The organism is Comamonadaceae bacterium M7527, assembly GCA_021044545.1.
GTDB lineage: Bacteria > Pseudomonadota > Gammaproteobacteria > Burkholderiales > Burkholderiaceae_C > RS62.
On record CP087990.1, the window covers coordinates 1,672,346 to 1,694,419 of the forward strand.

Annotated in this window: 20 protein-coding genes and 2 pseudogenes; 5 read left to right on the top strand and 17 right to left on the bottom strand. The window is 58.1% G+C overall.

The features are described from left to right. Positions 1–3: 3 nt before the first annotated feature. On the bottom strand, positions 4–492 hold the full coding sequence (rimI, locus tag LN050_08125; protein UFS55759.1) for a ribosomal protein S18-alanine N-acetyltransferase: 489 nt from the start codon (positions 490–492) through the stop codon (positions 4–6). A 40-nt stretch (positions 493–532) separates the two neighbouring features. Beyond that, complete coding sequence (gene tsaB / locus LN050_08130) at positions 533–1,276, bottom strand: tRNA (adenosine(37)-N6)-threonylcarbamoyltransferase complex dimerization subunit type 1 TsaB (protein ID UFS55760.1); 744 nt, start codon at positions 1,274–1,276, stop codon at positions 533–535. A 121-nt stretch (positions 1,277–1,397) separates the two neighbouring features. On the opposite strand from tsaB, the gene dacB reads away from it, so the two are divergent. Further along, positions 1,398–2,447, top strand: a complete 1,050-nt coding sequence (gene dacB / locus LN050_08135; protein UFS55761.1) for a D-alanyl-D-alanine carboxypeptidase/D-alanyl-D-alanine-endopeptidase — start codon at positions 1,398–1,400, stop codon at positions 2,445–2,447. After that, on the top strand, positions 2,426–3,064 hold the full coding sequence (locus LN050_08140; protein ID UFS55762.1) for a D-alanyl-D-alanine carboxypeptidase: 639 nt from the start codon (positions 2,426–2,428) through the stop codon (positions 3,062–3,064). The genes dacB and LN050_08140 overlap by 22 nt, the downstream gene beginning before the upstream one ends. A 27-nt stretch (positions 3,065–3,091) precedes the next feature. Here LN050_08140 and LN050_08145 read toward each other — a convergent pair whose 3' ends face one another. From LN050_08145 to purE, 3 genes are read right to left on the bottom strand one after another with little or no spacing between them, the layout of a single operon-like run. After that, entirely contained in the window at positions 3,092–4,123 is a 1,032-nt protein-coding gene (locus tag LN050_08145) for a threonylcarbamoyl-AMP synthase (GenBank protein UFS55763.1), read from the bottom strand. 2 nt (positions 4,124–4,125) lie between these two features. Further along, positions 4,126–5,334 (bottom strand): 5-(carboxyamino)imidazole ribonucleotide synthase, encoded by a 1,209-nt coding sequence (locus tag LN050_08150; protein UFS55764.1) that lies wholly within the window; start codon positions 5,332–5,334, stop codon positions 4,126–4,128. Between the two features lie 56 nt (positions 5,335–5,390). Then, complete coding sequence (gene purE, locus LN050_08155; GenBank protein ID UFS55765.1) at positions 5,391–5,891, bottom strand: 5-(carboxyamino)imidazole ribonucleotide mutase; 501 nt, start codon at positions 5,889–5,891, stop codon at positions 5,391–5,393. 102 nt (positions 5,892–5,993) lie between these two features. On the opposite strand from purE, the gene trxA reads away from it, so the two are divergent. Next, positions 5,994–6,860, top strand: a complete 867-nt coding sequence (gene trxA, locus LN050_08160; protein ID UFS55766.1) for a thioredoxin — start codon at positions 5,994–5,996, stop codon at positions 6,858–6,860. Positions 6,861–6,983: 123 nt separating this feature from the next. Here trxA and LN050_08165 read toward each other — a convergent pair whose 3' ends face one another. From LN050_08165 to LN050_08185, 5 genes and pseudogenes are all read right to left on the bottom strand, one after another. Beyond that, positions 6,984–7,880: a phosphoribosylaminoimidazolesuccinocarboxamide synthase gene (locus LN050_08165; GenBank protein ID UFS55767.1), complete on the bottom strand. Its 897-nt coding sequence runs from the start codon at positions 7,878–7,880 to the stop codon at positions 6,984–6,986. Positions 7,881–7,990: 110 nt separating this feature from the next. Beyond that, on the bottom strand, positions 7,991–9,055 hold the full coding sequence (fba, locus tag LN050_08170) for a fructose-bisphosphate aldolase class II (GenBank protein UFS55768.1): 1,065 nt from the start codon (positions 9,053–9,055) through the stop codon (positions 7,991–7,993). 223 nt (positions 9,056–9,278) lie between these two features. Continuing rightward, positions 9,279–10,712, bottom strand: a complete 1,434-nt coding sequence (gene pyk / locus LN050_08175) for a pyruvate kinase (protein UFS55769.1) — start codon at positions 10,710–10,712, stop codon at positions 9,279–9,281. 119 nt (positions 10,713–10,831) lie between these two features. Then, a complete protein-coding gene (locus LN050_08180; protein UFS55770.1) occupies positions 10,832–12,028 on the bottom strand; it encodes a phosphoglycerate kinase in 1,197 nt (398 codons plus the stop codon). 36 nt (positions 12,029–12,064) lie between these two features. Then, positions 12,065–13,656 (bottom strand): annotated as a pseudogene (locus LN050_08185) (phosphoethanolamine--lipid A transferase). A 154-nt stretch (positions 13,657–13,810) separates the two neighbouring features. Between LN050_08185 and LN050_08190 the strand changes: the two are divergent. Then, positions 13,811–14,578 carry a phosphatase PAP2 family protein gene (locus tag LN050_08190; GenBank protein ID UFS55771.1) on the top strand — a complete coding sequence of 256 codons (768 nt, stop codon included), beginning with the start codon at positions 13,811–13,813 and terminating at the stop codon, positions 14,576–14,578. Here the strand turns inward: LN050_08190 and LN050_08195 are convergent. The 4 genes and pseudogenes from LN050_08195 to def all read right to left on the bottom strand — a co-directional run bounded on the left by LN050_08195 (position 14,561) and on the right by def (position 17,198). Further along, on the bottom strand, positions 14,561–14,896 hold the full coding sequence (locus LN050_08195) for an AzlD domain-containing protein (protein ID UFS57366.1): 336 nt from the start codon (positions 14,894–14,896) through the stop codon (positions 14,561–14,563). The two genes, LN050_08190 and LN050_08195, sit on opposite strands and share 18 nt — an antisense overlap. Before the next feature lie 17 nt (positions 14,897–14,913). Next, on the bottom strand, positions 14,914–15,678 hold the full coding sequence (locus LN050_08200; GenBank protein UFS55772.1) for an AzlC family ABC transporter permease: 765 nt from the start codon (positions 15,676–15,678) through the stop codon (positions 14,914–14,916). Further along, a pseudogene (gene fmt, locus LN050_08205) lies at positions 15,675–16,689 on the bottom strand (methionyl-tRNA formyltransferase). Before fmt ends, LN050_08200 begins: the two are co-directional and overlap by 4 nt. Then, positions 16,689–17,198: a peptide deformylase gene (def, locus tag LN050_08210; protein UFS55773.1), complete on the bottom strand. Its 510-nt coding sequence runs from the start codon at positions 17,196–17,198 to the stop codon at positions 16,689–16,691. The pseudogene fmt and the gene def overlap by 1 nt, the downstream one beginning before the upstream one ends. Before the next feature lie 192 nt (positions 17,199–17,390). On the opposite strand from def, the gene dprA reads away from it, so the two are divergent. Further along, positions 17,391–18,560: a DNA-processing protein DprA gene (gene dprA / locus LN050_08215; protein UFS55774.1), complete on the top strand. Its 1,170-nt coding sequence runs from the start codon at positions 17,391–17,393 to the stop codon at positions 18,558–18,560. An 83-nt stretch (positions 18,561–18,643) separates the two neighbouring features. On the opposite strand, the gene secF is transcribed toward dprA, so the two are convergent. From secF to yajC, 3 genes are all read right to left on the bottom strand, one after another. After that, positions 18,644–19,594 (bottom strand): protein translocase subunit SecF, encoded by a 951-nt coding sequence (secF, locus tag LN050_08220; GenBank protein ID UFS55775.1) that lies wholly within the window; start codon positions 19,592–19,594, stop codon positions 18,644–18,646. Positions 19,595–19,643: 49 nt separating this feature from the next. Next, a complete protein-coding gene (gene secD, locus LN050_08225) occupies positions 19,644–21,533 on the bottom strand; it encodes a protein translocase subunit SecD (protein ID UFS55776.1) in 1,890 nt (629 codons plus the stop codon). 136 nt (positions 21,534–21,669) lie between these two features. Then, positions 21,670–21,987 (bottom strand): preprotein translocase subunit YajC, encoded by a 318-nt coding sequence (gene yajC / locus LN050_08230; GenBank protein ID UFS55777.1) that lies wholly within the window; start codon positions 21,985–21,987, stop codon positions 21,670–21,672. Positions 21,988–22,074 lie beyond the last annotated feature (87 nt).

Genomic DNA, 22,074 nt, shown 5'->3' on the forward strand with positions numbered 1-22,074 from the left:
GGGCTATTTTGGCATGCGCCAGTCGGCCAGTGGCAAACGCATCACTTGCGCATCTTCGCGCTGGGTTTTGTTCAAAGGGTAGTAGCGCTTGCGCACGCCAACAGGCGCAAAGCCAAGGCCGGTGTACAGCGCAATAGCCGCTTGGTTGCTCATGCGCACCTCTAACCAAAGCGTTTGGGCATTGTGACCTTGCGCCCATACAGCAAGCGCTTGCATCATCACAGTAGCCCAGCCCTGGCGTCTAAACGTGGGGGCTACCGTGATGTTTAACAAGTGCGCCTCATCCACGCCCATCATGGCCACAAAATAACCCACTATGACCTGGCCTTGGCTGTTATGCCAGGTAGGCAACTCGCCAGGTAGCGGCTCACTCACCAACAGTTGTGCGTGGTTGCGGTGCGCCACGGCGTCTTGTAAATGATTGTGCGTCCACGGGTGGGTGTAGGCGGCTTTCTCAAGGTCGGCAATGACCGCCACGTCGTTGGACGACATGTCGACAAATTTAACGCAGCGCGCGGTCATCGGTACGCCGTCACTGTGCGGCGGCTTGCTCAGCCTTGGCTTGCATGCGCTGCGCTGTAGTCAGTGCCACTTTGTCCCGCACATAAAGGGGGCGCGCCATGGCCGCTGGCACCGCAGCGCCGCTGGCTATCAATGCAGGTACCAGCGTGAGCATGGCGCAAGCGGTGGGCAAGGCTGGACACCACGATACCCGCTGCGCGTGCTCGCCCAACTCCGCGCCGTACACCGCCAGTGCATTGCCACACAAGTGTTGCGCCTGCGCGTTGGTAGCCAACAAGTCTGCCGGCTTGACCAGGGCAGGTGCGGCCAATTGCTGGGGTAGCGTGGTGCTGCCGTCTGACTCAGTCAACGCATAGGTCGCCGTATAAATTTCACCCATGCGCGCGTCCATGCACGCACCAATCACCATGGGCGTGCTGCTGCCCAACTGCGTGCGCGCGGCCTGAGCGCAAGCCATAAGCGTGTTGACCGGCACCACCTCAATGCCACCCGGGCGCGCCGACACGGCCAAGCCTTGCGCCACCGCACAAGCCGCGCGCAAGCCCGTAAACGCGCCAGGGCCCTGCCCAAACGCAATAACATCCAGCTGCGCCACCGCAATGCCAGCCTGCGACAACAGGTCTGCAATGCGCGCCAACATGGTGGACGACGCAGCCGCTGCGCCCTCACCGTCAAACGCATACACGCGCCCCGCACTTTGCAAGGCCAGCGATAAGCGGTCTGTACTGGATTCGATTACTAAAACATGCTGCATGGGGTCCAACTTAATTTGAAATAACGCACAATAGGCATACAAAATGTACTGGGCAGCCAAGCCGCGGACAGCACAACGCCTGATGCACATAGCAGACTATTTTGACCTTTTTTAAAACGGCATGCTTTTAAAAACACGCAGATGTAACTCAAGCGGATGCGCGTCGCAGCAGCGCGCCGCGTTACCCGTTGGGCGAGCCGCCACAGCATTTGCTGCTGGCTTGTTGGTATGTGTCATCGCCGCACTCAACACGGGCTGCGCCACGGCAGCTGGTTTACCGGACAACGTGCAGGCGCGGCTTAGCAACATTGGCGTGCCTGCCAGCGCCGTGTCTGTGGTGGTGGCTCCGGTGCAGGCGAATGCGCCAGCGCTGTTGAGCGTCAACGCGCAAACGCCACGCAACCCTGCGTCTGTGACCAAACTGGTAACAACCGCTGCGGCGCTGGACACCTTGGGTCCAGACTTTATGTGGCACACCAACTTCTACGCCACTGGAGAGGTGCAAGCGGGCTTGCTGCTTGGCAACATGGTGATTCAAGGCGGCGGCGACCCCAAGTTTGTCATTGAGCGCATTACCGAGGCCATGCAAACCCTGCGCAACAAAGGCCTGAAAAACATAATGGGCGACCTGGTGCTGGACAACAGCGCGTTTGCCGTGCCCACCACAGACGCAGGCAGTTTTGACGGCGAAGTGCTGCGCCCCTACAACGTACAGCCCGACGCCCTGTTGGTGAACTTCAAATCTGTCATTTTGAAATTTGACCCAGGCACCAAAAAAGGCGTGGCCACGGTAACGGTAGAGCCACCCATGGCTGGCCTGGATGTGCCCAGTACGGTGCGCCTGCGCAATGGTCGCTGCGGCGATTGGCGCGGCAAACTGGGCGGCAACCTGGAGCAAGCGCACGCCTACACATTCAGCGGGCGCTACCCCAAGTCTTGCGGCCAGAAAGAGTGGCCTGTGGCCTATATTGCACCCGATGAATACGCAGGCAAAGCCTTGTTGGGTATTTGGCGCTCAATGGGCGGCACACTCAGCGGCACTGTGCGCATGGGCACCACACCAGCCAATGCGAGACTGTTGTTATCGGCTACGTCTTTGCCACTGCGAGACATCATTGCAGACGTCAACAAGTTCAGCAACAACGTGATATGGCGCAGCAAGTGTTTTTAACCATGGGCCTGTCCAACCCCAAGCAATTGGCAACAGGCCAAGTCCTGCACACCAAGGCTTTAACGGCATCTTCCAACACGCCTAACAAGGCGCGCTTACTCAGCAACGCTTTTGAGGCCATATTGCCTGTAGCCAATGCGGCCGCCCCTGACAACACAAAGCCCTGGCAAACCCAACCCGCCACGTTTGACACCGCACGCAGTGCAGTCCACAGTTGGTGGTTGTCTCAGGTGGGCAAATCCCGGCCCGACTTGCCTGCCCCCCTAACAGACAACGGCTCTGGCCTGTCACGAGACGGGCGCATCACGGCCAACAGCCTTATTGCCTTGCTCAGGCACGAGGCATCAAAGCCCAACTTTTCAGACTTTTACAACTCGCTGAGCATTGCAGGTGTTGACGGCACTGTTAAAAATATGGGCAGAGACGGCAGCACGCCAAACGCCTACGGCAATGCCCGCTTAAAAACCGGCACGCTCAAAGATGTGAGCGCCATTGCGGGCTATGTCACTGGGCGAAGTGGGCGGCAATATGTGGTGGCCGCACTGGTAAACCACGACGACGCGCCTAAAGCGCGTGCCGCGCTGTACCAGTTGGTCGAGTGGACAGCCAGCCAATAAGCTTGGCAGGCCTGATGGGCTTGGGGCTTAAGCGCTTGCGCGTTGCAACCTGTCGCGCACACCCTCCCAGGCGGCGTTTGCAGGTGGGGCCTGCACCCATATGCGCGCAACACCTGTTTGGTCTAGCGCACGCAATTGCGCAAACAACTCATGCGCGCAATCAGCGGCCAATGCGGGCATGGCGCGACACCGGCCGGTATCAAGGCCACTGGCACTGACCACGGCTTGGCTGGCATACACCGCATCGGTTGGCAACACCTCGCCAGCGGCGCAAGCCTGCAACAAGGCATGTTCAGCCAACACCAGCACGCGGGCACTGGGTGCGTAGTGAGACGCCAGCGAGCCAGACACTTGCGGCGAATGCGCATTGGGCAACGCCAAGCTGCAGCCCAATGCGGCCTCTAGCTGGGCTTTCGTCAGCACGCCGGGGCGCAGCAAAGCGGGTTGTGCTTGGCTGAGATCAACAATGGCAGACTCTATGCCCACTTCACAAGCGCCACCGTCGACCACCACCAGCTGCAACGGCGCCTGATTAATGCGCACGTCTTCAAACTCACTGAGTACATGGGCTGCCGTAGTAGGACTCACGCGACCAAAGCGGTTGGCACTGGGCGCGGCCACACCCAACACGCCCTTAACTGCGGCAGCTTGCAGCACTTTCTGGGCGACTGGATGAGCCGGGCAACGCACACCAATGGTGTCTTGCCCGCCTGTAGCAGCGCTGCACACACCAACACGGCGAGGCAATAAAAGGGTTAGCGGACCTGGCCAAAAAGCATCAATGAGCTTGTAGGCGCTGGCGGGCACCTCGCTGCACAGCTGGCCCAGCAACTGCTGCCACGCCTCGGTACTGGCACAAGGTGCGACGTGCACGATAAGCGGGTGGTTGGCAGGCCTGCCCTTGGCTGCAAAGATATTGGCAACCGCCTGCTCATTGGCTGCATCTGCAGCCAGGCCGTACACCGTCTCAGTCGGCAAGCCCAGCAGTTGGCCCTGGGCCAACGCGCTGGCAGCCACTTCTATGGCTTGCGGATCAGATGCGCTGATACAAACCGCCATACTCAGTGCCACAAGCCCAAAATAGCCTGCACTTGCTCAGCGACTTGGCGCGCCTCGTCAATGGTGTTGCCCGTGATGGTGATGTGCCCCATTTTGCGCGCAGCGCGTGCTTCCAGCTTGCCATACAAGTGCAAATGAGTGCCGGGCAAGGCCAGCACCTGGTCCCAGTCTGGCGTGCGCAGCTCGCCGGTGTTCAGCCACACGTCGCCCAGCAAGTTCAGCATGACGCTGGCGCTGTGCAGACGTGGCTGCACCAGCGGCAATGCCGCCATGGTGCGCACTTGCAAGGCAAACTGCGAGACGTCGCAGGCCTCAAGGCTGTAATGGCCGCTGTTGTGCGGGCGCGGTGCCATCTCGTTCACCACCAAGTCCAGGCCTGCATTGGTTTGCACCACAAAAAACTCAACACACAACACACCCACATAGCTCAAGTCGGCAGCTATGGTTTGCGCAGCTTGCACAGCACGTGCAGCCAAAGCGGGGGCTACGTTGCCATCAAACACCTCGGTACGCGCCAATATGCCGTCAACATGGGTGTTGCTTTGCACCGGCAAGTAAACGCATTGGCCGTTATGGCCGCGTGCCACGACAACAGATATTTCTGCTTGCAAGTCCAGACGCTTTTCCAGCACGCAGGGCACGTGGTGCAGCTGTGCCCATGCCGCACTTAAATCTTGCAAGCGCCCAACGCTTACCTGACCCTTGCCGTCATAACCCATGCGCGCGGTTTTTAAAATGGCGGGGAACAACGATGCGTCCACGGTGGCTGTATCTGCCTGGTCTTGCAACACCGCATAGGGCACAGGACCTACACCACTGCTGGCAGCGCTATTGGCAAAGTGTGCTTTTTCTTCTACCCGGTCTTGGGCAATGGCCACTGCTCCCGCTGGCGGTGAGACTGGCGTGGTACTCGCCAGGCTGCGCAGCGTTGCGGCGGGCACGTTTTCAAACTCAGTGGTGATGGCGTCGCACAAGCGGCCCATGGTGGCCAGCGCTTGCGCGTCGTCAAACGCGGCCATGATGTGGTGATGGCTAATCAGACCTGCCGGGCTGTTGGCGTCTGGGTCCAGCACGGCGGTACGGTAACCCATGGCTTGCGCCACTTGAACAAACATCAACCCCAATTGGCCACCCCCCAACACACCCAACGTGGTGGGACGGCCCTCTGTGGCAGCAAATGCGGGCAGTATGGGCACTGAAAGTTCAGTCATGTGTGTGTTGGAGCTGGGTTGAGGTCAGGTACTGGCCGGGTTTAAAGCATGCCGGTTTAGTTGGGCAACGTCATGGCCTTGGCTGCAGCCGTTTGCTCAGCACGAAACGCCTCAAGCGCCTTGGCCAACGCTGGCTTGTGCAACGCCAGCATGGCCACGGCAAACAAAGCGGCATTGGCAGCACCAGCCTGGCCAATCGCAAACGTGGCCACAGGTATGCCCTTGGGCATTTGCACAATAGAGTGCAGCGAATCGACGCCTTGCAAGTGCTTGCTGGCCACAGGCACACCCAACACAGGCACAGTGGTTTTGGCGGCCAGCATGCCTGGCAAATGAGCTGCGCCACCAGCGCCTGCAATAATGGCTTGCAGACCACGCTGTTGCGCGGCCTGGGCGTAGGCAAACATATCGTCTGGCATGCGGTGGGCCGAGACCACCTGAGCCTCAAAGCCCACACCAAACTGTTTTAGGATGGCGCAGCAGTGCTGCATGGTGTCCCAGTCGCTGTTTGACCCCATCACCACGCCAACTTCAACGCTTGATTCACTTGTTTGCATGCAGACTCCGTTAAAGTTGACATTTTACGGGTCACCCTCATGTTGTTGGTACACAGCTTGCACATACCCGTAACAACCCCATAAAACTGTTTGAGAGCCCACATGATTGACGTCACCGTTGCCAATTTTGAAACCGAAGTCATCGAAGCTTCCAAAACCATTCCCGTGCTGGTGGACTTTTGGGCCCCGTGGTGCGGCCCTTGTAAAACGCTAGGCCCCTTGCTTGAAAAGCTGGAGGTCGATTACGCCGGACGCTTCAAGCTGGCCAAAATTGACTCTGACCAAGAGCAGCAACTCGCTGGTGCTTTTGGTATTCGCAGTATTCCCACTTGTGTGTTGCTGATCAACGGCCAACCCGTTGACGGCTTTACCGGCGCCCTGCCTGAGGGCCAGCTCAAAACGTTTCTGGACAAACACCTGCCTGCCGCTGCAGAGGCGGCGCCCGAAGCAGCGCCAGAGCCATTGGATGACGAAGAAGCGCTGGACAGCCTGGCGCAAGCCGCTGTGGCCGACCAAAACGACGATGAGGCGCAGTTTGCCTATGTGCGCGCCCTGTTGCTAATGGGTAATGTGGCACAAGCCAAAGCCGTGTTTGAGCCACACGCTGCCAAGGCCTTGGCGGTACGCAAACTGGCGTCGCTTCAGATTTGGATGGCCGCATTAGAGGCCACAGGCGACGAGGCCGCCATGCGATCAGCCATCGAAGCCAACAAGCGCGACTTTGCAGCCCGCTACGCCCTGGCCCAGGCGCATATGCGCGCACAGCGTTGGACAGATGCCATGGACGAATTACTGGACATACTCATGCGCGACCGCGCCTGGAACGACCAAGCGGCACGCAAGTGCTTTGTCGCGGTGCTAGACATCATCACGCCACCCACACCAAAGGTCGCCGAAGGCCAGGTGCCACCGGAGGACCCAACCGTGGCGAAATACCGCAGGCGGCTTAGCAGCGTGGTACTCAGCTAAACCTGCAGCACCCCAACAGGCTGTCTCAACACACTTCATCTGGTGCTCACTGTCGCGCGCCAAATGACCACGGATCAACCGTGGCACACACAATGCAACGCCGCCTTTGTGCGCCCTGGAGGGCTAGCCCACCAAACGGCTTAAGGCCTCTTGGTACTTGGCCGTGGTTTGCTCAATCACCGCTTGCGGCAGGTCTGGTGCCGGGGCAGTTTTGTCCCACACCTGTGCGCCCAACCAATCCCGTAAAAACTGCTTGTCATAACTGGGCGGGTTGCTGCCCGGCTGGTATTGGTCTGCAGGCCAGTAGCGTGATGAGTCGGGTGTGAGCACTTCGTCCATCAGCACCAAGTTGTCTTGCTCGTCCAGACCAAACTCAAACTTGGTGTCAGCAATGATGATGCCTTTGGCCAACGCAATGACACTGGCCTTGTTGTAGATGGCAACGCTGGTGTCGCGTATGCGGGTGGACAAGTCAAGCCCAATGGTGTTGACCATGCGCTCAAAGCTGATGTTTTCATCGTGCTCACCGGCCTCTGCCTTGGCCGCCGGCGTAAAGATGGGCTCAGGCAGCTTGGCCGCATTCACCAAACCACGCGGCAGCGGCACTTGGCAGACGCTTTGGCTTTGCTGATATTCCTGCCAGCCGCTACCTGCAAGGTAGCCACGCACCACGGCTTCTACGGGTATGGGGCGCAAGCGCTGCACCAGCATGGCTCTGCCCTGCACCAAAGGCTTGTCCGCCTCACTCACCACGCTTAGCGGGTCGTCACCGGTGAGGTGATTGGGGCACACGTCTCTAAGCTGCTCAAACCAAAACAATGCCATTTGCGTCAGCAGCGCACCCTTGCCGGGAATGGGCTGGGTCATGATGACGTCGTAGGCACTGATGCGATCACTGGCAATCATCAACAAACGATCATCGCCAACGGTGTAGTTGTCACGCACTTTGCCTCTGGCAAGCAAGGGCAACGAAGTCAGTGTGGTGGTGTGCAGTGCGGTGGGTGAGTCGGGTGTGGTCATAGCGGCGCGGGTAACAGTGAATACAAACATGCAGCCACAAAAAAGCGCAGCCGCCTTGTGGCTTGCTGCGCTGTACCGGCTGGGCTGTCAGCCGCTCATAGGCCAGCTGTTTAGTTGACCACTTGGGCCAACTCACCCGCAGCGTACTTGGCTGCAACCACTTGCAAATTATCGCCTTTGATTTTGCTGCCTTGGCCTTCGCAGCCAAATTCAATGTAGCGCTGCTTGCAAATGGCTTGTGCCGCCGCACGCGCGGGCTTTAGCCACTCGCGAGCATCAAACTTGTCTGGATTTTCAAACATAAACTGACGCACTGCGCCCGTCATGGCCAGGCGGATGTCGGTGTCGATGTTGATTTTGCGCACGCCGTATTTGATAGCCTCTTGAATTTCCTCTACCGGCACGCCGTAGGTTTCCTTCATTTGACCGCCAAACTGGCGAATTTGCGCCAACAGCTCCTGGGGCACGCTGCTGGAGCCATGCATCACCAAGTGGGTACTGGGAATGCGCGCGTGAATGGCCTTCACACGGCTGATAGCCAAAATGTCACCCGTAGGCTTACGCGTAAATTTGTAAGCACCGTGGCTTGTGCCAATGGCAATGGCCAGGGCGTCTAGCTGCGTGGCCTTCACAAACGCTGCTGCTTGCTCGGGGTCTGTCAGCATGTCTTCCATGCTGAGTTTGCCCACCGCGCCTATGCCGTCTTCCTCGCCGGCCTCGCCGGTTTCCAGTGAGCCCAAACAACCCAACTCACCCTCAACCGTCACACCCACTTTGTGCGCCAAAGCCACCACTTTCTGGGTGACCTCAACGTTGTACTCAAACGAGGCTGGCGTTTTACCGTCTTCGCGCAACGAGCCGTCCATCATCACAGACGAGAAGCCCAAGTCGATGGCGCCCTGGCAAATGGCTGGGCTTTGGCCGTGGTCCTGGTGCATGACCAAAGGTACGTGCGGAAAGGCTTCAACTGCGGCTTGAATCAAGTGTTTGATGAAAGCCTCACCTGCGTACTTGCGAGCGCCTGCGCTGGCTTGCAAAATAACGGGCGCACCTACTTCATCTGCAGCAGCCATCACAGCTTGCACTTGCTCTAGGTTGTTCACGTTAAACGCAGGAATGCCATAGCCGTTGACGGCGGCGTGGTCTAAGAGTTCGCGCAGGGAGACGAGTGCCATTGCTGTAGTCCTTGGGTTGGTTGAATGTGTTGCAACCCAGAGACGGTATGTAACCGCTTGGTAACTTGCCTCTGGTTTACCCTGATTGTAGCGGCCTGTTCTGACTGTTTTTGTACACAATCAGATCAAAAAAGGGTTGGCCAGTGGTCACAGCCCCAAAGACCCACCCGCTTAAGTTACCAATGGTTACAACTTTGCATACAAACCGTCAAGCTCAGCGAAATTACCTCACCGTGCAAATTTTTAATGAATTAGTACCACCCGGTGTACCCATGGGCTCACCACAGGTGATGGCGTAAATATCGCCGCTTTGCACAATGCCGCGCTTGCGCAAATGTGCTTCAGCGTCTAGCAGTGCAGCGTCTTTGTCGTTCACGGTGTCCATCAGCAAGGGGCGCACATTGCGGTACATGGCCATGCGGCGCTGCGCACTCAAGCGCGTAGTGAGTGCGTAAATGGGCATGGCCAATCTAAAGCGGCTCATCCACAAGGCGGTAGAGCCTGAATCCGTGAGCGCCACAATGGCCTTGGCACCGCAGTGATGTGCGGTGAAAATGGCGCCCATTGCAATGCTTTGGTCAATGCGACGGAAAGACTTGTTGTTGGTGTTGAGGTCTAACTCAGCGTCATAAGCCTGCTCAGCTGCCAAGCAGATAGCGGCCATCTCGCGCACGGTTTCCAGCGGGTATTTGCCCGCTGCGGTCTCGGCGCTGAGCATCACGGCGTCGGTGCCGTCCAGCACGGCGTTGGCCACGTCGCTGACCTCAGCACGTGTGGGCACAGGCGCCAAAATCATGGACTCCATCATTTGCGTGGCGGTGATGACCACCTTGTCGTGCTCGTGCGCCACGCGAATCATGCGTTTTTGCAAGGCAGGCACAGCTGCGTTGCCCACCTCTACAGCCAAGTCGCCACGCGCCACCATAATGCCGTCGCTGGCCCTCACAATACTGGCCAGGTTTGGAATGGCCTCTGCGCGCTCAATTTTGGCAATCAAGCCCGCCTTGTGCTTGTAGGGTTCACCGGCCACATTGCACAGTTGGCGCGCCAGCTCCATGTCTGTGGCGCTTTGTGGAAAACTCACCGCTACATAGTCGGCTTGCAGCGACATGGCGGTTTTGATGTCTTCCATGTCTTTGGCCGTCAGCGCAGGCGCAGACAGGCCACCGCCTTGTTTGTTGATACCCTTGTTGTTGGACAACTCGCCACCCACGCGCACAGTGGTGTGCACTTGCGCACCCTTTACAGTGACGACGTCCAACACAATCAGGCCATCGTTAAGCAGCAGCACATCGCCAGCCTTTACGTCGCGCGGCAACTCTTTGTAGTCCAACCCTACGGCGTTCACGTCTCCCAACTCAGTGCGCGCACCGTCCAGCACAAACGCAGCGCCATTCGCCAGTTCAACCTTGCCCTCGGCAAACTTGCCCACGCGAATCTTGGGGCCTTGCAAGTCGGCCATGATGGCCACCTCACGGCCCACCTGGGCTGCAGCCTTGCGCACCGCTGTGGCACGGTCAACATGGTCTTGCGCCACGCCATGCGAAAAGTTGAGCCGCACCACATTCACCCCAGCCTCAATCATCTTGACCAAGATGGCCGGGTCGCTGGATGCGGGGCCTAAAGTAGCAACAATTTTGGTGGCGCGAGTAACCATGTGGACAAGTCTCCGTTGTCGCCAATGCACCAACCATAGGCACCTGGCATGTAATCAAGTTTCATATTGTGGCTGAAACTTGTTACCAATGGGTTACCAAATTAAATCCGGCTTGCCGCTCACACGGACCCTGCCCGTCTACCCAAGACCTCAAACGCGGGCAGTGTTTTGCCTTCCAGCACTTCCAAGAATGCACCGCCGCCAGTAGAGATGTAGTCCACTTTGGACGCCATGTCGTACTTGGCAATAGCGGCCAGCGTGTCGCCACCGCCCGCGATGCTGAAGGCGGCGCTGTCGGCTATGGCGTGAGCCAGGGTTTTGGTGCCGTGCTCAAAGGCTGCAAATTCAAATACGCCTACGGGGCCGTTCCATACGATGGTGCCGGCGGCTTTGAGTTGCCCGGCCAGCATGGCGGCAGTCGTTGGGCCAATGTCCAAAATCATGTCGTCGTCGGCTACGTCCGCTGCCGCCTTGACGGTAGCTGGTGCGTCAGCAGCAAAGGTTTTGGCTACCACCACGTCTACCGGAATGGGCACGGCCGCGCCGCGTTGGGCCATGGCGGCCATCACGGCCCTGGCGTCGTCTATGAGGTCTGGCTCGGCCAAGCTTTTGCCAATGGGCAGGCCTGCGGCCAACATAAAGGTGTTGGCAATGCCACCGCCCACAATGAGGCCGTCTACCTTGCCAGACAGTGCTTCCAAAATGGTGAGCTTGGTAGACACTTTGCTGCCCGCCACAATGGCCACCAATGGCTTTTGAGGTGCCAGCAAGGCTTTGCCAATAGCGTCCATTTCAGCAGCCAGCAATGGGCCTGCACAGGCAATGGGCGCGTACTCGGCTATACCGTAGGTAGAGGCCTCGGCGCGGTGCGCGGTGCCAAAAGCATCGTGCACAAACACGTCACACAGCTTGGCCATTTGCTGGGCCAAATCAGTGCTGTTTTGCTTCTCACCCACGTTCACGCGGCAGTTTTCCAGCAGCACCACGTCGCCAGGCGCAATGGACACGCCTCCTACCCAGTCTGCCTGCAAGCGCACAGGTTTGCCCAGCAACTCACTCAAACGTTTGGCCACAGGCGCCAAGCTGTCTGCGGGCTTGAAAGCGCCTTCGGTGGGGCGGCCCAAGTGGCTTGTGACCATCACGGCCGCACCGGCTTTAAGCGCCATTTCAATGGCGGGCACGCTGGCACGCACGCGCGTGTCTTCAGTGATGTCGCCTGCATCATTCAGTGGCACGTTCAAGTCGGCCCGGATGAATACACGTTTGCCAGCTACAGCGCCGTCGCGACACAGTTGTTCAAAACGGATGAATTGCATGAGAAAAGTCCTAAATATAAAAGCGAGGCGAACCGGCTATTTTAGAGTTGCGCGGCACTCGGCTGTGATGTCTAGTGCAGGCTGGTAGGCACTGGTTTGTACACCGGCCAAGCCCAACAAACTGTGGAACAAGTTGTCGTGACTCCACGCCTTGCTTTGTTGGGCGCTCAGGCAAGCGGTGTCCAGGCGCACACGCTGTTTGAACGCGGGCGACAGCCACGTGACTTGAGGCACGTGTTTTTGCTCCGTGGGTGCAAAGCTGTAAGGCAAACCATGCAGGTACAGGCCGCTTTCACCCAAAGACTCACCGTGGTCACTCACGTACCACAGCACAGTGTCACTGCTGGTTTGTGTTTTGAGCCAAGCAATGGTTTGGGCCACAAAGTGGTCTGTGTAGCGAATGCTGTTGTCGTATGCATTCACCAGTTCTTGGTGGTCACAGCTTTGCAAGGCGTTGCTGGTGCACTCTGGCATAAAGTCTTTTTGTGCAGCAGGCGAGCGCTTGAAATACGCTGGGCCGTGGCTTCCCATTTGATGCATGACCAGTACCACACCACGCTCGCGCTGGGCCTGAGGCAATTCGGCAATGCGTTGGCTGATACCGTCAAGCATCACCATGTCAAAGCACTCGCCGCCCTCACACAACTCAGGATGATTTGTACTGCGCGTGCTTACCGTTGGTACGCGCGCGCAAGCCCCTTGCAACCCGACTGGTTGTCTATCCACAGCACCGCCAGACCAGCACGTTGCAACACGTCCAGCAAGCCTTCAGCTGGAGCGTTGGCGGACTCAAATGCGTCTTTGTCCATCGCGGAAAACATGCACGGCAACGATGCTGCGGTATTGGTGCCGCAAGACATGACGTTGCTGTAGTACTGCAGCTCTCCAGCGTTTGCAAGAGCGCTGAGCTCAGGGTTGGTAGGACGCTCATAGCCACCCAACTGCCAATTGGCAGCACGCCCGGTTTCACCCACCACCAAGACCATGAGCAAAGGCTTGCTGTCAGGGGTGTAACTGCCACCCAAACGCGCGTCTTCGCCAACCAACTGCAGCGGCAGCTGCTGATGCGGCATTGCGTTCAGGCCCACGCGAGTCACAGCGTACACACTGTTCAAGGGGTTGATGAGATAGCGGATTTGCTTGTGGTTGCGCATGACAGACGCCAGGTCTTGAAACACCAACATGGCCAGCAAACTAGCCGCCACAAAGGCCAACAGCGCCACCACCATGTTGCGCCACAGGCTTTGCAAAAACGGTTTTTGCCGGGTGCGTCGTGTGATCACCCAAACTGCAGGCAGTACGCCCAGCACCAGCATGGTGAGGGCAAAGCGCCACGACATCAGGTCAGAGGCCTCGCGCGCGTCTGTTTGCAACACGTTGGTCAGCATGCTGGCGTCAATGACGATGCCATAGCTTTGCATGAAGTAAGTGCTAGAGGCCGCCGTCAGCAACAGCACGGCGGTCACGGTAGCGAGCAACCACGGCCAGGCCAACAAGACCAGCAAGCCAAACAACACGCAGCCAATGGCCAAACCGAAGGCGACCAAAAAGCCAACACCGCGCCAACCACCCACTTCAGGCAATGCCCACAGTTGCTCCCACAAGCTGATGTTTGAGGCGGTGACCATCCACAGCGCCGCCATTGCAGCCAGCGTAAACTTGGACCAGGGTGATTGCTGTGGCTCTGTAGATTTGAATGAAAACATAAGGAAACTGCTTTTACGGGGACGCCCAATCGCGCCGCTCAACCCTCTAATGATGCACCATTCAGTTGCCGCTTTTATGAACGAACCCTTACACACACCGTCACCGGCTACTTCAATCGCCACAGCGACCAGCCACGCATGGGTTTGGCGCGCCTCATGGATTGGACTGGCGTGTCTGCTGATGTGGGACATCAGTGGACTCGATATGGCGCTTATGCGGGCAGTGGGCACGCCCACAGGCTTTGCACTAACCCACAATTTTTGGATGAGCACTGTATTGCACACCGGCGCGCGCAATGCGTCTGTTGTGCTGTTTTTGGTGATGTGGGTGCTGGCACTGGCGTGGCCACATGGCCCACACCCGCAGCTTGGGTCACGCAGGCAGCGCGTGTGGTTGCTCACAGGGGTTACGCTGTCGTTGTTGCTGATCAGCGGTCTCAAGGCCTTGAGCACCGTGAGTTGCCCTTGGGACTTGGCCGAATTTGGCGGCGTTGCACAGTACGTCTCGCACTGGCAATTCGGTCAGGCAGAGGGCGGCGGGCGTTGCTTTCCCGGCGGCCATGCGTCCAGCGCTTTTGCCTACCTGGCATTGCTGCCACCGTTGCTGCTGGCCAGCAACTCGCACACGCGGCGACAAGCGCGCCTGGCGCTGTATGGTGTATTGGCGGCCGGACTGCTGCTGGGGCTGGTACAAACACTGCGCGGCGCGCACTTTCCCAGCCACAACTTGTGGACAGGGTGGCTGTGCTGGACAGCGGCGTGGTTGTGGTTTGCGCTTGGCCAGTGGGTCAGTGCCCAGCGTCAAGCGCGCCTGCAACGCAAGTCACTACCACCCCAACCCTAGGTGCAGCGGCAAGTACACCAACATGCCGCACACAATGGTGCCCAGTACGCCACCCTTGGTAAAAAACCAAGCAGCGCCTGCTGCTGCCGCAAACACGCGCGCGTCCTGCCAGGTGCTGATCAAGTGGCCGTTTTGCATCACCACTTCAGGCACTATGACAGCGGCCAACGCAGCAATAGGCGCATAGTGCAAACCGCGCTGCACCCAGTTTGGCAGCTTCCAGTCGCTGCTGGACAGCAAAAAAAACGAGCGGGTTAGCAGCGTGATGCAACCCAAACCCACAATCGCCAGCAAAGTCCATGCATCGGTGATGCCCATAAGCTGCATGGTCTCACTCATGAGCGGCCTTTGGTCGAGCGCAGTGCATTGCGCGTGTGCTCAAGCACCAATGCCATGGCCACCGCAGCGGCAATGGCCACCACGATGTTGAGCTTCAGTGGCAGGGCAAAAGCCGCGACCGCAGCGCTGCCAGACAAACCGGCACACAGCAAGCGCAACCTTGTTGTAGCCAATGAGCACGCAATGCCTATGAGCGCCAAGATACCCGCAAAGCTCAAACCCCACGACAAGGGAATGACGCTGGCCAAAGCAATACCTACAAAGCTGGCGCCCATCCAGGCCAGCCAGTTGGCCACCACACTGGCCAACCAATACGCCTGCTGGCCGAAGCGCTCTTGGTCGTTGCTACCCGGCTGGTGATAGCGCTTGGTAAACAGCACGTAAGACATGTCGCCCAGCAAGTAGCAATAGGCCATGCGCGTTCGTCTTGGCAGGTGCATGAAAAACGGGCGCATGTGCGCGCTAAACACCATAAAGCGCAGGTTGACACACAGCGCTGTCGCCCAGATCACCCACAACGGCGCGCCAGAGACAATAAGCGGTGTGGTGGCCAGCTGGGCACTGCCCGCAAACACCACCAGTGTCATGGCGCTGGCCTCGACAATGCTCAGACCTGAATTGGCCAATGCCACGCCAGTGGTCAAACCCCAAGCCGCAATGCCTGGGATGACCGCCATGATTTCTTTCAGGCCCACCTTGAATTCAGGATGAAGCCAGTACTGCCACAAGGTTAGACGCAGCCGCGCCAACGTGGTGCTCATGCGATGGCTCCCAAACCACTTGAGTCGCCTGCGGCAACGGGCAACAGCTGCTGCCCCACCTGCACAGGTGTGCCACCAAGCCACTGCGCAGCGGTCATGCGTTTACCGCCCGCGCGCTGTAGCTGCGTTAGGCGCATGACAGTGCCATGGCCACACACCACGTCAACGCCGTGGGCGCCAACCGCTTGCACTTGGCCCGTGGCCAATCCGGCTGCAGGCAATGTGTTGAGGGCTTGCGCGCCCCATACTGACCACATCAATCGTGCCACCTGTTTGCAACCGCATGGTTGCGCCGGGAAAGGGGTTAAACGCCAGCACTTGGCGCAGCAACACATCAGCAGGCTGCTGCCAGTCTAGTGGTGCTTCGGCCTTTTCAATTTTGTGAGCGTAAGTCACACCCGCGTCGGGCTGAGGCCTGGCAAGCATGCGACCTGCAGCGGCCAGCTCCAAGGCCTGTACCAACAGGCGCCCGCCCAAGATGGCCAGCTTGTCGTGCAAGCTGGCCGTCGTGTCTGCACTATCTATTGCAATGCACTGTTCCAGCAACATGTCGCCAGTGTCCAGACCTGCGTCCATTTGCATGATGGTCACGCCCGTTTGGGCATCACCCGCTTGAATGGCCCGGTGTATGGGCGCAGCACCACGCCAGCGCGGCAACAGCGATGCGTGTACGTTGACACAGCCAAGGCGTGGTGCATCGAGCACCCACTGTGGCAGTATCAAACCATAGGCGGCTACCACCATCACATCGGCTTTGACACTGTTTATGAGGCTTTGGGCTTCACTGGCTTCTTGCGCATAGCGCCCGTCCAGCTTTAAGCCGGTAGGCTGGGCCACGGCAATGTTGTGCGCCAGTGCCAAGGTCTTAACGGCTGACGCGTGCAGCTTCATGCCGCGCCCAGCGGGTCGGTCTGGCTGCGTCAGCACCAAAGGCACCTCAAAGCCTGCGGCCAACAACGCTTTTAAACTGGCCGCCGCAAACTCTGGCGTGCCCGCAAAAATAACGCGCATCAGCGCTCTTCTCGCAGTTGCTTTTGCAGCTTGGTTTTAATGCGATTGCGCTTGAGTGGCGACAAATACTCAACAAACACCTTGCCCATCAAGTGGTCCATCTCATGCTGAATACACACGGCCAACAGCTCTGTGGCCTGCAAGGTCTGGGTGTCGCCGTTGGCATCCAAATGCTTGACATGCACGGCACTGGCGCGCTCTACGCCATCGTAAATACCGGGCACAGACAAACAGCCTTCGTCACCCACTTTCTTGTCATCACTGGCCCACACAATTTCAGGGTTGATGATGACCAACGGCTTGTTGCGCTCCTCGCTCACGTCTATCACTATGAGCCGCTCATGCACGTCAACCTGGGTAGCGGCCAGGCCAATGCCATTGGCATCGTACATGGTGGCCAACATGGCCTTGGACAAATCACGAATCCGTTGGTCAACAACAGCGACCGGCTTGGCAACGGTGTGCAAACGGGCATCGGGATAGCGGAGAATTTCAAGCAAGGTCGACATGGCTTACACAAACTGGTTTCAAACATACAAACTCGCGCACCGCAATGCGCTCAGCCCCTATTGTCGCGCGAATTACCAGTCCCGACTCGCCGCAGGGCTTGCACATCTGTGCGCACCTGCTCAAAATGAGCCTCTACTTGTTAGCGCAAGCGCCTAAAGCTGCATTGCCGTATGACAACCAGGGGGCCACAAATGCATGCCTACAAAAGCAAATGCCATAAAGCCAGTACACCCAGCCCGCAAACATGGCTGCCTTGGCTGCGCCTAAGCCTCACACCGACTGTGGGCGCACGCACAGCCAAGCTGTTGACAGACAGCACGGCTGACATTGACACCTTGTTTGACCAACCTGCGCCTGAGGCGTTCTTGCAGCTGAGTGCCAGGCAGATCAACGCCCTCAAAAGCACGCCGCCCCAGTTTGAACAGGCCGTGCAAGCCACACAACAATGGCTAGACAGCGACCCACTGCACAGCTTGGTCACACCGCAGTGCCCAGACTACCCGGCGCTGTTGGGCGAAATGCCAGACCCACCTGTATTGCTGTACGCCAGCGGCCAACGCCAACTGCTACAGCCAAACGCGGCACTGGCCATGGTCGGCAGCCGCAACGCCAGCGCTCAAGGCCTGCGCACCGCACACGACTTCGCCAACAGCTTGGCCCATAGCGGCTTGTGCATTGTGTCTGGTATGGCACTGGGCATAGACGGAGCTGCGCACGAGGGCGCTTTGGGCGTGTTGCACCACGGCGTGTCGCCCACCATTGCCGTGGTAGGCACGGGGCTTGATCGTGTATACCCCCGCGCACACCAGGCGCTGGCGCAGCGCATTGCACAACAAGGCCTGTTGCTGTCAGAGTTTGCATTGGGCACATGCCCAGAACGCGCCAACTTCCCCAGACGCAACCGCATCATTGCAGGTTTGTCCATAGGCACGCTGGTGGTGGAGGCCTCGCTGGCATCAGGCTCGCTCATTACCGCCCATATGGCTGCAGAAATGGGGCGCGACGTATTCGCCATACCCGGCTCAATACACTCACCCCACGCCAAGGGCTGCCACGCGCTGATACGCCAGGGCGCCAAGCTGGTGGAAAGCGCAGGCGATGTGCTGGGCGAGCTGGGCTGGCTGGGCGCCGCAGTAGCGCAACCACACCATAGCAATGACTTACTCGATACAGACTCGCAAGACCCCGTTTTAAAAGCCCTTGGCTTTGACCCGCTCAACCTGGACCAATTGCTGGACCGCACTGGCATGAGCGCGGCAGCGCTGCAAGCGCAGTTGTTTGAGTTGGAGCTAAGTGGGCGCGTCGCCAGATTGCCCGGCGGGTTGTTTCAGCAAGTTACCGGTACGTCGTCAGCGCTGTAGCTGTCATATAGGGTGCGGCCATGCACACCCTGTTCAGTCTGTTGTGACAGGCAAAGCGGCGTTCTTGCCGCCTGAGTTGCGCGTTAAACCACTGCACCCGAGTTGGGGTCTTCCGGGTCTTCTACGGTGGTTTTGGTTTTAACCAAGTCTTCACGGCGAATGCCTAGCCACATGGCAACCGCAGCGGCTACAAACACGGATGAGTAAATGCCAAAACAGATACCAATGGTCAGCGCCAATGCAAAGTAGTAAAGCGTTGGGCCACCAAACAGCAACATGGACAACACCATGATTTGTGTTGAACCGTGGGTGATGATGGTGCGGCTGATGGTGGACGTAATGGCGTGGTTGATCACCTCAGTTGTAGACAGCTTTCGGTAACGCCTAAAGCTTTCGCGAATACGGTCAAAAATCACCACCGACTCATTCACCGAGTAGCCCAACACGGCCAACACCGCGGCCAACACCGCCAGCGAGAACTCCCACTGAAAGAAGGCAAAAAAGCCCAGGATGATAATGACGTCATGCAGGTTGGCAATGATGGCAGATACGGCGTACTTCCACTCAAAGCGGATAGCCAAGTAAATCATGATGCCCACAATCACTACGCCCAGGGCCATCAAGCCGTTGGTGGCCAGCTCTTCGCCAACCTGAGGGCCTACGTACTCGGTACGACGCAGCTCAACGCCTGCATCGGCCGCGCGCAGAGCCGCCAAAACCACTTCGCTTTGTTGCCCTGATGTTTGACCCGCCATGGTCGGCAAGCGCATGAGCACGTCGCTGGCGGAACCAAAGTTTTGCACTTGTACCTCTTGGTAGCCCAGGCCAGCAAGCGTCTCGCGCACCGCTTGCACATCGGCAGGCTTGTCGTAGGCCACCTCCATGACGGTACCGCCAGTGAACTCAACCGACAGGTTCAGGCCGTTGGCAAACAAAAAGAAAACAGCAGCAATAAACATGGCTGCGGACACCGCATTCAAGGCCAAGGCGTGGCGCATGAATGGGATGTCTTTTTTGATTCGGAAAAATTCCATGACTGAAAGCCTAATAGATATGGTTGTTTAGACAGCGAGACCCGTAGGTTTACTCAGCAGTGCTCACGCCAGTTTGCTGGCTGTTGCCTGGCTTCCAAATGGTGCCAATGGACACGGTCTTGAGTTTCTTTTGGCGTCCGTACCACAGGTTCACCACGCCGCGCGAAAACATCACGGCAGAGAACATACTGGTCAAGATACCAATGCAATGCACCACCGCAAAGCCACGCACAGGGCCAGAGCCAAATGCCAGCAATGCCACGCCAGCAATTAGCGTGGTGATATTGGAGTCAAAAATGGTGCCCCAGGCGCGGTCATAGCCTGCGTTGATCGCGGCCTGCGGTGATGCGCCGGCACGCAGCTCTTCACGCACCCGCTCATTGATAAGCACGTTGGCGTCAATCGCCATGCCCAGCGCCAAAGCCATAGCAGCCATGCCGGGCAGCGTGAGTGTGGCTTGCAGCATAGACAACACAGCCACCAACAGCAGCAAGTTAAACGTGAGCGCCAAACTTGAAAACAAGCCAAACAGCGCGTAGTAAGCGCACATGAAGATGATGACCACCATCAAGCCCCACTTCACGCTGTCAAAACCTTTGGCAATATTCTCAGCCCCCAGTGAAGGGCCAATGGTGCGCTCTTCTATGATTTCCATAGGCGCGGCCAAGGAACCTGCGCGCAATAGCAAAGAGGTGTCTGCCGCCTCTTGCGTGGTCATCTGACCTGATATTTGTACGCGACCACCGCCGATTTCGGTACGAATAACCGGCGCAGTAACGACCTCGCCCTTGCCTTTTTCAAACAGCAAAATGGCCATGCGCTTGCCCACGTTGTCGCGGGTCACATCTTTAAAAATACGCGCGCCTTTGGCGTCCAGGTTCAAGTGCACGGCTGGCTCTTGCGTTTGACTGTCAAAGCCGGCCTGTGCATCGTCCAGGTTGTCGCCTGTCAGCAAAACAGCGCGCTTCACAATCACGGCGCGTCCGTCACGGTCCAGATATTTCTCTGAGCCAAAGGGCACCAGACCGGAGCCGTTTTCAGCCGCACGGCCTTCTGCAGACTCATCCACCAATCGCACCTCCAACGTGGCAGTGCGACCCAAAATGTCTTTGGCCTTGGCGGTATCTTGTACGCCTGGCAACTGCACCACAATGCGGTCTAAACCTTGCTGCTGAATAACCGGCTCAGCCACGCCCAACTCGTTAATACGGTTGTGCAATGTGGTGATGTTCTGCTTGAGAGCTTGCGCCTGAATATCCAGCTCGGCGGCTTGCTTCAGCGTTGCCGTCAGCGTCAAGTTGGGTGCAGTGCCGCCTTGAGTCAAGTCAAGCTCGGCAAAGTCTTGGCCAATAGCACGGTCTGCCGCGTCCAGCGTGGCTTGGTCGCGTGCGCGCAGCACCAGGCTTTGGCCATCACGCTCAATGCCGCCGTATCGAATGCTGTTGTCGCGCAACACCGTGCGCACGTCGGCACCCAGCGAATCCAGCTTTTGTGTCAGTGCTGCCTGCATGTCAACTTGCAACATGAAGTGCACGCCACCGCGCAAGTCCAGTCCCAGGTACATGGGGCCAGCATTCAGCGCTGCCAGCCACGCCGGTGTGCGCGGCACCAGGTTCAGGGCCACCACGTAGCTGGGGTTGTTGGGGTCTGGGTTCAGCGCTTTCTCAATAATGTCACGGGCTTTTAGTTGGTCGTCAGTTGTGACAAAGCGCGTCTTGATGGAGTTGGCCTCAAAGGTGGTGCGCTCTGGTGTGAGGCCTGCGTCCTTAAGCGCCATGTCTATGCGCACCATGGTGTCGTTGGTCAAGCGCACAGCGGTTTTACCCGGCGAGACTTGCACCGCAGGTGCTTCGCCATAAAAGTTGGGCAGTGTGTATATGGTGCCAATCATCAACGCAACCGCGATGACCAAGTATTTCCACAATGGGTAACGATTCATAGCCAAAAGACCTTCAACCACGCGCCTTTTAAGTTGGCGCAAAGCCCAGCGACTCTGGGCAATAAAGCAAAAAAGCGGCTACGCTCAACACGCGGCCGCTTATCGCTACAGGGCTAAGCGCAAGCTCAGTCGCTGCTTACTTAACTGAGCCCTTGGGCAGCACTTGCGCGACGGCTGTACGCTGCATTTGCACCTCAACGCCAGCGGCAATTTCAAGTGAAATTGATGTCTCGCCCACGCGGGTGATCTTGCCCAAAATACCACTGGCAGTAGAGACTTCATCACCTTTGGACAGCGCCTCAACCATGGCCTTGTGCTCTTTTTGGCGCTTCATTTGTGGACGAATCATCACAAAGTACAGCACGACAAACATCAACAACAAAGGCAGCAAGCCCATGATGGAAGAAGCAGTATCGCCGCCGGCGGCTTGAGCGTAAGCGTTAGAAATAAACACAGAGTTCTCCAAAATACGTAGGTTTAGCCCGCGCACGAGACGGCGCGTTCATCACCCAGCATTGTATGCGGGTGGCGCCACCGTCCA